Source organism: Bradyrhizobium centrosematis (assembly GCF_045571495.1).
Classification (GTDB): Bacteria; Pseudomonadota; Alphaproteobacteria; order Rhizobiales; family Xanthobacteraceae; genus Bradyrhizobium; species Bradyrhizobium centrosematis.
This window is the reverse complement of record NZ_CP120703.1, coordinates 6,634,631-6,647,199: the sequence shown is the minus strand read 5'-3', so window position 1 is coordinate 6,647,199 and position 12,569 is coordinate 6,634,631. Positions and strand designations below refer to the sequence as shown.

The 12,569-nt window shown below is 65.4% G+C and carries 10 protein-coding genes; 7 read left to right on the top strand and 3 right to left on the bottom strand.

Features of this window, described 5'->3' with window-relative positions; genetic code table 11:
- Positions 1–188: 188 nt before the first annotated feature.
- Positions 189–1,874, top strand: a complete 1,686-nt coding sequence (locus P6U31_RS31360) for a methyl-accepting chemotaxis protein (protein ID WP_407185516.1) — start codon at positions 189–191, stop codon at positions 1,872–1,874.
- Between the two features lie 136 nt (positions 1,875–2,010).
- Here the strand turns inward: P6U31_RS31360 and P6U31_RS31355 are convergent, their stop codons facing one another.
- Both P6U31_RS31355 and P6U31_RS31350 read right to left on the bottom strand, forming a co-directional pair.
- Positions 2,011–2,988, bottom strand: a complete 978-nt coding sequence (locus P6U31_RS31355; protein WP_407185515.1) for a Bug family tripartite tricarboxylate transporter substrate binding protein — start codon at positions 2,986–2,988, stop codon at positions 2,011–2,013.
- 154 nt (positions 2,989–3,142) lie between these two features.
- Positions 3,143–4,078, bottom strand: a complete 936-nt coding sequence (locus P6U31_RS31350) for a DMT family transporter (protein ID WP_407190005.1) — start codon at positions 4,076–4,078, stop codon at positions 3,143–3,145.
- A gap of 104 nt (positions 4,079–4,182) precedes the next feature.
- On the opposite strand from P6U31_RS31350, the gene P6U31_RS31345 reads away from it, so the two are divergent.
- A complete protein-coding gene (locus P6U31_RS31345) occupies positions 4,183–4,572 on the top strand; it encodes a DUF1330 domain-containing protein (RefSeq protein WP_407185514.1) in 390 nt (129 codons plus the stop codon).
- A gap of 295 nt (positions 4,573–4,867) precedes the next feature.
- On the opposite strand, the gene P6U31_RS31340 is transcribed toward P6U31_RS31345, so the two are convergent.
- Entirely contained in the window at positions 4,868–5,800 is a 933-nt protein-coding gene (locus tag P6U31_RS31340; RefSeq protein ID WP_407185513.1) for a DMT family transporter, read from the bottom strand.
- 338 nt (positions 5,801–6,138) lie between these two features.
- On the opposite strand from P6U31_RS31340, the gene P6U31_RS31335 reads away from it, so the two are divergent.
- From P6U31_RS31335 to P6U31_RS31315, 5 genes are all read left to right on the top strand, one after another.
- On the top strand, positions 6,139–7,407 hold the full coding sequence (locus P6U31_RS31335) for an efflux RND transporter periplasmic adaptor subunit (protein WP_407185512.1): 1,269 nt from the start codon (positions 6,139–6,141) through the stop codon (positions 7,405–7,407).
- Complete coding sequence (locus tag P6U31_RS31330; RefSeq protein ID WP_407185511.1) at positions 7,404–8,630, top strand: ABC transporter permease; 1,227 nt, start codon at positions 7,404–7,406, stop codon at positions 8,628–8,630. Before P6U31_RS31335 ends, P6U31_RS31330 begins: the two co-directional genes overlap by 4 nt.
- Positions 8,623–9,306, top strand: a complete 684-nt coding sequence (locus P6U31_RS31325; RefSeq protein WP_407185510.1) for an ABC transporter ATP-binding protein — start codon at positions 8,623–8,625, stop codon at positions 9,304–9,306. Before P6U31_RS31330 ends, P6U31_RS31325 begins: the two co-directional genes overlap by 8 nt.
- 237 nt (positions 9,307–9,543) lie before the next feature.
- Entirely contained in the window at positions 9,544–10,836 is a 1,293-nt protein-coding gene (locus tag P6U31_RS31320; RefSeq protein WP_407185509.1) for an adenylosuccinate synthase, read from the top strand.
- Between the two features lie 37 nt (positions 10,837–10,873).
- A complete protein-coding gene (locus P6U31_RS31315; protein ID WP_407185508.1) occupies positions 10,874–12,472 on the top strand; it encodes a hypothetical protein in 1,599 nt (532 codons plus the stop codon).
- The last annotated feature ends 97 nt before the right edge of the window (positions 12,473–12,569 follow it).

Here is a 12,569-nt window from a genome sequence, read left to right as displayed (position 1 = left end):
GCGAAATCGAGGTGATGGCGTACAATTCCCGGTTGTTGGATGAGAGATAAATTGCCGGTTTCGGCAGCTGCGTCCGGGCTTCTACGGAGGCACGTAAGTAACTTGCTAAGGGCTTCGCCCCTAAAAATTGATTCGATTTTGATCGATCTGGTCGCGTGCCCGTAGCCCTTTATTGCCGGAGCCATCCCGTGAAGTTGAGCAATCTGAAGATCGCCCCGAAGCTCGGCATTCTTGTCGGCGTCACCCTGTTCGGCCTGTGCATCTCCGGTGTCCTCGCCGGCTATCTGATGAAGCAGGAGATGGTGAACGCCCGCATCGACCAGGCCAAAGCGATCGTCGAACTGGGGCGCAACTATGCGGCCGCGCTGAAGAAGCGCGTCGATGCCGGCGAGCTGACGAAGGACGCGGCGATGGCCGAGCTGCGCCGCTACGGCAATGCGATGACCTATGACAACGGCGCGGGCTATCTGTTCGGCACGTCGTATGACGGCATCACCCAGCTCGCGCCCGATCCGAAGCAGATCGGCGCCAACCGCATGGACGTCGTGACCAACGGCCGCAAGCTGTCCGTCGAGCTGATGGATGGCGTGAAGGCGAACGGCTCGATCCTGCTGCACTATGAATATGTGAAGCCTGGGCAGGAGAAGCCGATCCGCAAGATCGGCTACGCCGTCGCTGTTCCCGGTTTCGACATGTATCTCGGCACCGGCGCCTATCTCGACGATATCGACGCCAAGATGGGTCCGGTCTATTGGCTGCTCGGCCTCGCCATGCTCGGCATCTTCATTGTCGCCGGCAGTGTCGCCTGGCTGATCGGACGCGGCATCAGCCGTCCGCTGGCGCTGCTCGGCACCCGGATGCGGGAGCTCGCCGATGGCAGGCTCGAGGGCGACATTCCCGGCGTCGGCCGCGGCGACGAGATCGGCGCGATGGCGGCCACCGTCCAGATATTCAAGGACAATGCGGTTCGCATCCGCGATCTCGAGAAGACCGAAGCCGATGCCAAGGAGCGCGCCGCGGCGGAACGTCGTAGCGCGATGGAAGAGATCGCCAACGACTTCGAGCGCAGCGTCAACGGCATCGTCCGCTCGGTCTCTTCGGCCGCCGCCGGCATGCAGTCGACGGCACAGTCGATGACTGCAACCGCCAGCGACGCCTCGTCGCGCGCGGCGACGGTCGGCGCCGCGTCGCAAAAGGCGTCCGGCAATGTCGGCACGGTCGCGGCGGCCGCCGAGGAGCTGTCGAGCTCGGTTGCGGAAATCTCCCGTCAGGTCACGCGCTCGACCGAAGTGGCGAGCCGCGCCGTCAACGACGCCGAGCGTACCAACGCCACCGTTCAGGTGCTCTCGTCCGGCGCCGAGAAGATCGGTGAGGTCGTCAAGCTGATCCACTCGATCGCGGCACAGACCAACCTGCTCGCGCTCAACGCCACCATCGAGGCGGCCCGCGCCGGCGAGTCCGGCCGCGGCTTTGCCGTCGTCGCCTCCGAGGTCAAGGCGCTGGCCAACCAGACTGCCAAGGCGACCGAGGAGATCTCGGCGCAAGTGGCGGCGATGCAGACTTCGACCAGCGACGCGGTCGCGGCCATATCCGGCATCACGCAGACGATCGCCGAGATGAGCGAGATCACCGCGGGCATTTCCGCGTCGATCGAGCAGCAGGGTGAGGCGACCCGCGAGATCGCCCGTAACATCCAGTCGGTCGCAGCCGGCTCGAGCGAGATCAACGCCCATATCGGCAGCGTCACCTCCGCTGCGGAAGCAACCGGCAGCGCGGCCACCGACGTTCTCACCAACGCTCGCGAGCTGGACAACCAGTCCGGCGCGCTGCGCAATGCCGTTGACGGCTTCCTCGCCAAGGTGCGCGCGGCGTAAATTCTTGCACTGAATTCGGAGGGTGGGCAAAGACGCGCAGGCGTCGTGCCCACCCTCTTCTCTTTGGATTCGCAATCTGGGTCCTGGCTCTGCGTCATGTCATTTCATGCCGCGCCCTGTCCGGGACCTGCGAACCCTACTGTTTCTCGATCTTCGCGTTGGTGATCAGCTTCTCCCACAGCACCAGCTGATCGTTGACGAACTTGCCGAGCTCCTCCGGAGTGCCGGAAAAGGCGTCCATGCCGAGCGTGGCGAGCTTGGCTTTGATCTCCGGGTTCTCGATGATCTTCCTGATCTCGGTATTGAGCCGGGTCACGATCTCCTTGGGCATGCCGGCCGGGCCGAAATAGCCCTGCCAGGACGAGATGTCGAAATCAGGCACGCCGGCCTCCTGCATCGAGGGCAGATGCGGCACCAGCGGCGAACGCTCCTTGGTGGTGACGGCGAGCGCGCGCAGCGCGTTGCCGTTGACGTGCGGAAGGCCGGTCAGGATGTCGACGAACATCATCGAGACGCGGCCGCCCATGACGTCGTTGAGCGCCGGCGGCGAGCTCTTGTAGGGCACATGCAGCAGGTCGAGCCCGGCATTGTGCGCAAAGGTCGCGCCGGAGACGATCGCGGAGGACGATCCCGAGGCGTAGCTCAGCTTGCCTGGATTGGCCTTGCCATAGGCGACGAGCTCCCCGACGGTCTTTGCCGGCACCTCGGGATTGACCACCAGCATGAAGGGGAGGTCACCGGTGCGCGCGATCGGAGTGAAGTCCTTGACCGGGTCGTAAGTCAGGTTCTTGAGCAGGAAGGGATTGGCCGAATGCGTGGTGTTGGTCGTGACCAGCAGCGTGTAACCGTCCGGGGCGGCCTTTGCGACATAGGTCGCGGCGAGCATGCCGTTGGCCCCTGCCTTGTTCTCGACGATGATGCCGACGCCGAGCGCCTGCGACAGATGCTGCGAGATCAGCCGAGTCGTCGTGTCGGTGCCGCTACCGGCTGCGAACGGCAGCACCAACGTGATGTTGCGGCTCGGATAATTGTCGGCCTGGGCCGTGGATGCGGCGGCTAGACACAGTGCGGCGGTACCGACGGCACGCAGGTTACGAATCAGCCCTGAAATCATCTTTGGACGTTCCCTCTTTTTGGTTGGCGGGGAACCTAGCTTGTTCATGCAAAAATCAAAAGACGCGAATTCACTCGGTCTCGTGCCCTGGACGCAGCGTAGCGCTCGCGCTGCGTCCGGGAGTCGAGAGCTGTCGTGCGTCCGCCGCGCGGAATTACTTCACCGCCGAACCCTGGCGCGAGGCGATCACGACGCCGGCGAGCACCAGCACATAGCCGATCAGATGAAACGGCTGGAGCTTTTCGCCGAGCAGCAGGATCGCCATCGCCGAGCCGAACACCGGCACCAGATGGAAGAACGGCGCGGCCCGGTTCGGCCCGATCAGCGCCACGCCGCGGTTGAAGAACAGATAGGCCAGCGTCGAAGGAAAGATCAGAATGTAGCCCAGCGTCGCCAGCGTCACCCCGTCCAATTGCAGCACGCGGCCGCTGGCCGCCTCCCAGATCGCCGCGGGGACCAGCATCGTCGCGCCGCAGCAGGTGGTGAAGGACAGGAAGGAAAGCTGATGGATCTTTGGCCGGCGCGGAATGAACGCGGAGTAGATCCCGAACGCGACCAGCGAGGAGGCGAACATGATGTCGCCCCTGTTGAAGCTGATGCTCGCAAGCGCGGCGAAATCGCCCCGCAGGATGATGACCAGCACCCCGACGAGCGAAATCGCGATGCCGGCGAATTGCGCGCCCGTCAGCCGCACGCCGAACAGCACCAGCGACCACAGCGCCACGAACAGGGGACCTGCCGACTGGATCAGCAGGGCGTTCAGCGCCTCCGTATATTGCATGGCCCAGTACGAGATCGCGTTGTTGAAGGCAAAGCCGACCAGCGACAGGAACAGCATCAGCGGCAGGCTGCTCCGCAACGCAGGCCAGTCCCGCTTCAGATGCGGCCAGGCGAACGGCAGCAGAATCAGGAAGACGCCGAACCAGCGGATCGTGGTCACCGTCAGCGGCGGCACATGCGCGCCGACATGGCGCGCGAGCACGATGTTGCCCGCCCAGAACAGCGAGCTCAGGCTGAGCAGCAGATAAGGCTGGTTGTTGAGCCAACCGACCGGATTGGCGGCCTTCGGCGCGGGGGGAGCAATCGTCATCGGCGTTAATACGAGCTTGCGCCGGATCGCGATCATGACACAAGTCACAGGGCCGCAATGCTACAATGCAGCTATGACCCCGGGAGGTGCCATTGGCGGTTAATATGTTGAACATCGAGGGCCTCGAGCGGCTCGATCCGAATGCGCCTGTGGTGATGGTGAACCTGATGCGCTTCCACGCGCGCTCGCGCGACGGCAATGGATCGGGCTGGGACGCCTATCTGCGCTACAGTGCCGTCACGGTGCCGATGATCAAGGCGCGCGGCGGCACCCTGCTCTGGACCGGCGAGGCCAAGGCCGTGGCGCTCGGACCGCAAGCCGGCAACGATTGGGATTTCGTCGCGCTGGTCTATTACCCGACTCTCACGGCCTTCCTGGACATGATGACGTCGGAAGCCTACGAGACGCAGGCCGACCTGCACCGCGTCAACGGTTGCGCCGAGCACGTCATCCTTGCGACCAGCGAGGCCTACAGCAAGATCAAGGTGAAATAGCGGGGCGCTCTTGCTTACCCTCCCCCTCCAGGGGAGGGCTATCGCATATGAGAATGATGTCGCGTGCGGCCATCCTTCGAGACGCCCGCCGTTGGCGGGCCCTCAGGATGAGGACCGAGTGCGTTTCGCTGGTTTCGACAGGCTCCGATGCCGCTTAGCCTCATCCTGAGGAGACCGCGGAGCGGTCGTCTCGAAGGACGAGGCGCTTGCTCAGCTCGTGCAAAGAGCCACATGCGATTCCCCTGCCCTCCAGGGGAGGGCAAGAGGCTCTTGCGTGTTTGGATAGAGCACTTGCCTACGTCGACTGCTTCCGCGACGCCGCGAACACGCCCGACAGCACCAATGCAAAGCCGATGAAGTGGAACGCCTGCGGACGCTCGCCGAGGAAGACCATCGCCATGATCGAGCCGAACACCGGCACCACGTGGAAGAATGGCGCGGCGCGGTTGGCGCCGATCAGGCGTACGCCCCGATTGAAGCAGAGATAGGCAAGCGTCGAGGGGAACACCGAGACGTAGAACAGCGTCAGCAGGTTCGGCCCGTCGAGCTTCATCACCGGGCGTGCACATAGTTCCCAGATCTCCAGCGGAATGAGACAGGCGGCGCCGCAGCCGAAAGTGAACGCGAGAAACGACAGGCCGTGCATCGCCGGTCGCTTCAGGCTCAGCACCGAATAGAGCGCGAAGATCAAGAGCGCGAGCAGGAAGATGAGATCGCCCTTGTTGAACTCGATGTTCGACAGCGTGGTGAAGTCGCCATGCAGGAGGATGGTCAGCACGCCGCACATCGACAGCAGCACGCCGAAGGCCTGCGCCGCGGTGAGGCGGATGCCGAGAATGACCAGCGACCACAGCGCCACCAGCAGCGGCGCAGCCGATTGCAGCAGCAGCGTGTTGAGCGCCTGGGTGTGTTCCAGCGCCCAATATTGCAGCGTGTTGAAGGCGCCGATGCCGGTGACGGAGAGCGTGACCATCAGGCCGAGCTTGCCACGGATCGCGGGCCAGTCCTGGGCAAGATGTTTCCAGGCGAACGGCAGCACCAGCAGGAAGGCGAACAACCAGCGCAGGAACGACAAGGTGACCGGCGGGATGTGGCCGGCGGCGAGCCGCCCGACGATGGCGTTGCCGGCCCAGCACAGTGCGGTGATGCTGAGCAGGATGTACGGCTGATTGGCGATCCAGCTGTGGCCGGACGTCTCGGTGCCGGTGGTCTGGCCGGTGGCGGACATTGTGATTGTTATGGCCCCGCGTCATACACGCCAGGCCCGACCCGGTGGCGGGCCGCTTCGTCGCCCGGCCCGACTCAAAGACACGGAAACGCAGCGAATATCAATGGGGCTGGTGCATCGCCTCCATGCGCTGACCTGATGCGGCGGGAACCTGGTCTATCTCGGCTGCAACAGCGAAGCGCAACCAAGCGTGCTCCTAAATTCGGCGTAACCTATTGACCTAAAACAACCTCGACCTCCGCCTCCGCGCTAGCGTGCTTTCATTGGCTGGCCCGCCCGGTCGGCAATCGAAACGAGGTGGAGCGCGTCGGCTTTTGCGCGGTCCGCATGGCAGTGTCATGGTCGAGCAAACAATCATCCTGCAGCAGAACAAGGGCCGGCTGTCCGTCGCGGCGCTGTGGTCGGGATTCCTCACGCACAAATGGTTCATCCTCGTCGTGATCGTTCTGCTCGGCCTCGGCGCCTGGCAGAGCGTGCGCGTCCTGCTGGGGCCGGCGATCGTTGTCGACCAGGTGAGGCGCGGCCGGTTGGTCGAGACTGTGGTGGCGAGCGGCCATGTCGAGACGCCTTACCGGGTCGAGATCGGCAGTCAGATCACCGCCACCGTGCAGGAGGTGCTGGTTCGGGAGGGCGAAAAGGTCAGCAAGGGCCAGCCGCTGATCTCGCTCGAGTCGCGCGAATTGAAGGCGGCCGTGGTGCAGGCGGAAGGCGCGTTGGCGCAGGCCGAGGCGCGAATCAGGCAGCTCGAGGAACTTACGTTGCCCTCGGCCAAGGAAGCGTTGGCCCAGGCGCAGGCGACGCTGCTCAACGCCCAGCAGACATATGACCGCACCGCCCAGCTCGAGCGCAACGGCTACGCGACCCGGGCCGCGCTCGATGATGCCCAGAAGACGCTCGACGTTGCACGAGCCGCAACGCGTGCGGCGCAATTCCAGGTCTACACCGCAAGCCCTGGCGGCAGCGACTACGTGATGGCGCAGACGCAAGCCAAGCAGGCGCACGCCAATCTCGATACCGCTGACTCCCGCCTCGGATATGCGACGATCACCGCGCCCCGCGACGGCGTCCTGATCACGCGCAGCGTCGAGCGCGGCACGGTGGTTCAGCCCGGCAAGGTGCTGCTGGTGCTGGCGCCCGCCGGTGACGTGCAGCTCGTGCTGCAGATCGACGAGCGCAATCTCGACAAGATTGCCCTCGGGCAGAATGCGCTCGCCTCGGCGGACGCCTATCCGGACCGGCGGTTTGGCGCCACGATCACCTATATCAACCCCGGGATCGACATTTCGCGTGCCTCGGTGGAGGTGAAGCTGACGGTCGCCGACCCTCCTGATTATCTGCGCCAGGATATGACGGTCTCGGTCGACATCGAGACCGCCGCAAAGGACGAGGCGCTGATCTTGCCCTTGCGCACGGTGCATGATGCGCTGTCCGGCAAGCCCTGGGTGCTCGGAATCAAGGACGGCCGCGCCATTCCGCGGGTGGTCAAGCTCGGGCTGCGCGGCAACAGCCAGGTCGAGATTACGGAAGGTGTCGCCGCCGGCGACGTCGCGATTCCCCAGAGCTCCGGTGTTCTGGCCGGCCAGCGCCTGCGGCCGGTATTGCAATGAACCACTGGCTGCCCATCGAATGGACCATGGCGGTTCGGTTCCTGCGCGAGGGGCGGCTCCAAACGATCTTCATCATCGGCGGCATATCGATCGGCGTCGGCGTCATCGTCTTCATGTCGGCGATGCTTGCTGGACTTCAGGCGAATTTCATCAAGCGCGTGCTGACCTCACAGCCCCAGATCCAGCTGCTCGCGCCCGATCAGGTCGCGCGCCCGCTGCGTAACGGGGCCGGCGAGATCGAGGATGCGGTGGTGCAGCGTCCGAGCCAACGTGTGATCTCGATCGATCAATGGCCGAAGATCGTGGCACAGATGCAGGCGATGGCGGAGGTCGTCACGGTCGCGCCAACGATCCTCGGCTCGGTGCTTGCGGTCCGTGGCGACGCCAGCCGCTCGGTGAGCCTGTCGGGTGTCGAGCCGGACTCCTATTTCAGGATCGTCAAAGTGCCGGACTACATCGTTGCCGGCGAGCCCCGGCTCACCAGCGAGAACGTCATCGTCGGGATCGAGCTCGCCAAGGAGTTGGGCGCCACCGTCGGCGACAAGCTCAACATCCGCGCCGCCTCCGGAGCAACCCGCGTCCTGACGATCTCCGGCCTCGTCGATCTCGGCAACAAGGGCGTCAACCAGCGGGTATGCTATGCCGCGCTGCGGACTGCACAGTCTTTGCTGGGCATGATCGGCGGCGTCACCACCATCGATCTGACGGTGAGCGATATCTATGCGGCCGAGCAAATCGCCCAACGCATCCAGGCGGCCAACGTGGTCGAGGCCGACAGCTGGATCAAGACCAATGCTCAGTTCTTCACCGCCGTGCAGGCCCAGCAGAACACCAACACGCTGATTCGCCTGTTCGTCGGCCTCTCCGTCGCGTTCGGAATCGCGGCCGTGCTGATCGTGTCGGTGATCCAGCGCTCGAAGGATATCGGCATCTTGCGCGCCATGGGGACGACACGCGGCCAGATCCTGCGCGTCTTCCTGGTTCAGGGCGGGCTGCTCGGCTTCGTCGGTTCGCTGTTCGGGGCGGCGATGGGTGCGTTCGCGTTGGTCTATTGGCACTCGGTCGCGCGTCAGGCCGACGGTACCGAGCTGTTTCCTTTGATCCTGGAGCACAGCCTGTTCGTCTACACGGCGCTGCTGGCTACTGCGACCGGTCTCCTCGCCGCGATGGCGCCGGCGGTGCGGGCTTCCAAACTCGATCCGGTGGAGGCGATCCGTGGCTGACCAGATCCTCCGTCTCGAAAGCGTCTGCAAGGCCTACAATGTCGGGCTGCCCACCGAAACCCAGGTGCTGCACGACATCGACCTCGAGCTCGACCACGGCGAGTTTCTGGCCCTCATCGGTCCGTCCGGCTCGGGCAAGAGTACGCTGCTCAACATCGTCGGGCTGCTCGACCGACCGACCTCGGGCCGCCTCCTGATCAAGGGCCAAGACACCGCGGCTCTCGACGATGCCAAGATTACCCGCCTGCGCGGCCACACCATCGGCTTCGTTTTCCAATATCATCTGCTGATATCCGCGTTCACGGCGCGGGAAAACGTCATGATGCCGATGCTGGTCGACAGTGGCTTCCCATCGGCGGGCATCGAAGCGCGAGCCAATCAGCTGCTGGCTCAGGTTGGATTGGAGAAATTCGCCGGCAATCTCGCCAACAACATGTCCGGCGGCCAGCAGCAGCGTGTCGCGGTGGCTCGTGCGCTCGCCATGAATCCCGATCTCGTGCTGGCGGACGAGCCGACCGGCAATCTCGACACCAGTTCGGCCGAGGCCGTGTTCAAGCTGATGCGCCAGGTGAACCGCGACAGCGGCACGAGCTTCCTTCTGGTGACCCATAATATGGACCTGGCGCGCCGCTGCGACCGGATCATCGAAGTGATCGACGGCCGCATTCGCGCCTGACGTTCCGGCAAGGCGGATTTTTCGGGGATATCAAAGGCTTGGGTCGGGCATTGGGGCATCGAAAAAGCCCCGTTCTTGCTTGCCTAGAGCGGCTGCTTCCTTTATCCGGTTGGCTGCCTTGCGTGCGGGCGGCTACGGCCGCCGCTTGGGCTGGGCGCAGGCATGACCCGGAAGAGTGGGCACCGGTTTTCCGCGAGGATCATGCCCGAGAGACAGATCGAATAGGATTACCCGCGAATGGCCAATGTTGTCGTCGTCGGCGCCCAGTGGGGCGACGAAGGGAAGGGCAAGATCGTCGACTGGTTGTCGGAGCAGGCGGATATCGTCGTCCGCTTCCAGGGCGGCCATAACGCCGGCCACACGCTGGTGATCAACGGCAAGACCTACAAGCTCGCGCTGCTGCCCTCGGGCGTTCTGCGCGAGGGCAAGCTGTCGGTGATCGGCAATGGCGTCGTGTTCGATCCCGCCGCCTTCCTCGACGAGGTCGCAAAGCTCAGGGCGCAGGGCGTCGATGTCAGTCCCGACAACCTGCGCGTTGCGGAAAACGTCACGTTGATCCTGCCGCTGCACCGCGAGCTCGATGCGCACCGCGAATCCGCAAGCGCGGCGACCGCGATCGGCACCACCCGTCGCGGCATCGGCCCGGCCTATGAGGACAAGGTCGGCCGCCGTGCCATCCGCCTGATGGATCTCGCCGATCACCAGACGCTGCCGCACAAGATCGACCGCCTGCTGGCGCATCACAACGCGCTGCGCCGCGGCCTCAACCTGCCGGAGTTCGACAGCGCGGTGATCCTGAAGGAGCTGATGGCGATGGCGCCGCAGCTTCTGCCCTACGCCGAGACGGTCTGGCGGCTGCTCGATATCGAGCGGCGCGCCGGCAAGCGCATGTTGTTCGAGGGCGCGCAAGGCGCGCTGCTCGACGTCGACCACGGTACCTATCCCTACGTCACCTCGTCCAACACGGTGGCGGCGCAGGCCGCCACCGGTGCCGGCCTTGGGCCGGGCGCGGTCGGCTACGTGCTCGGCCTGTGCAAGGCCTACACGACCCGCGTCGGCCAGGGCCCGTTCCCGACCGAGCAGGACAACGAGATCGGCCGCAAGATCGGCGAGCGCGGCCGCGAGTTCGGCACCAATACCGGCCGTCCGCGCCGCTGCGGCTGGTTCGACGCCGTGCTGGTCCGCCAGGCTGTCCGGACCTGCGGCATCAACGGCCTCGCGCTGACAAAGCTCGACATCCTCGATGGCTTCGACACCATCGAGGTCTGCACCGGCTACAGGCTCGACGGCAAGGAGATCGATCACTTCCCGGCCGGCGAGGGTGCCCAGGCCCGGGTCGAGCCGATCTACGAGACGATCGAGGGCTGGAAGGAGCCGACAGCCAGTGCGCGCTCCTGGGCCGACCTGCCGGCCCAGGCCATCAAATATGTCCGGCGGATCGAGGAATTGGTGGGATGTCCGGTCGCGCTGCTTTCCACCAGCCCCGAACGCGAAGATACTATCCTCGTGCAAAACCCGTTTGAGGCTTAACGATCTCTTACCAGGACGCGGGTATAGTTGAGTAGAAATGGCTGATTACTATCCGCTGATCGCCCGCGCTATTGCCGCCCTGGACCCCAACGCTCCCGGCGAAAGCCGTCGCGCGCTCTATGAGCGGGCGCGCACCGCCCTGATCGCGCAGCTGCGCAGCGTGCAGCCGCCGCTCTCCGAATCCGAGATCACCCGCGAAAGGTTGTCGCTGGAAGAGGCCGTCCGCAAGGTCGAATCGGAGGCTGCCCAGCGCGCCCGCGATGCCTCGCGCCCCGGCAGCGGACGCAGCGGCGGAAGCGGCGATGCGTTTCGACGCGCCAGCACCCGGGCCGCCGAGGGCAACCCGCCTGCGGCGCCGCCGCGGACGCGTCCGGCTCCGCCGCCGCCGCGGGCCGATCGGCCGTCCGTCAACGTCGACGACCAGGGCGATGCCCAGCGTACTCCACGCGCGCCCCGTTTCGACGCCCCGCGGCAGCCCGGACCGTCCGCGCCGCCGCCGATGCCGGAGCCGCCAGCGGCCGGACGCGATCGCGGCGGAGCGCGCCGTCCGCCCGATCTTGGGCCTCCGCCGCCGCTGCCGCCGGCACCGGGCGTGCGCGGCTTCCGCGACATCACGGCCGATGCCAATGATCTCGGCGGCGCTGCCGCGCAGGCCAACCGCGCCGCGCGCCGAACTTACGCCAACGTGCCTTCGCCCTCGCCGGAATTCGACCGGCTCGAGCCGAGCCTGGAAAACCGCGCCGGCGAGTCCGAGGCGCCCTATTCCTACGACGAGTCGATCGAGGAGGCCGAGCGTTACACGCCGCAGCCGCCTTCGCCGCGTCCGCGCGTCGCCCCCGAGCGCGAGGCCAAGAAGCGCGCCCGCACCGGCTCCGCCTTCCCGTTCAAGAGCGCGATCGCCGTCGGCATCGTGCTGATCCTGGTCGGCGCCGGCATCCTCTGGGGCAAGCCGCTGCTCCAGATTGCGACCAATCTGTTCAAGTCCTCGCCGACCCAGGTGGTGGAGGCGCCGAAGGATGCCTCGCAGCCGCAGACCAAGCCGAAGATCCCCGATCGCGTCGGTCAGCCTTCGGCCAGCGAACAGCCGGTCGCGCCGGTGGCGCAGAAGGTCGTGCTCTACGACGAGGATCCGTCCGATCCGAAGGGCAAGCAATATGTCGGCTCGGTGGTGTGGCGGCTGGAGCCGATCAAGGCGTCGGGCAACCAGAAGGCCGACGTTGCCGTGCGCGCCGACATCGAGATTCCCGACCGCAAGTTCAAGATGACGATGTCGTTCCGCCGCAATACCGACTCCTCGCTGCCGGCGAGCCACACGGCGGAGCTGACCTTCATCCTGCCGCCGGATTTTCCGGGCGGTAGCGTCTCCAACGTGCCGGGCATTCTGATGAAGTCCAACGAGCAGGCGCGCGGCACGCCGCTCGCCGGCCTCGCGGTCAAGGTCACCGACGGCTTCTTCCTGGTCGGCCTGTCCAACGTCGACGCCGACCGCGCCCGCAACGTCCAGCTGCTGAAGGAGCGCTCGTGGTTCGACGTGCCGCTGGTCTATGCCAACCAGCGCCGCGCCATCATCGCCATCGAGAAGGGCGCGCCCGGCGAGCGCGCCTTCAACGACGCCTTCGCCCAGTGGGGCGATTAGGCGAGCGCTGTCATTCCGGGGCGACGCGTAGCGTCGAGCCCGGAATCCATCTTCCCACATCACGTTCTGCGCGATCGATTCCGGGCTCGCGCTCCGC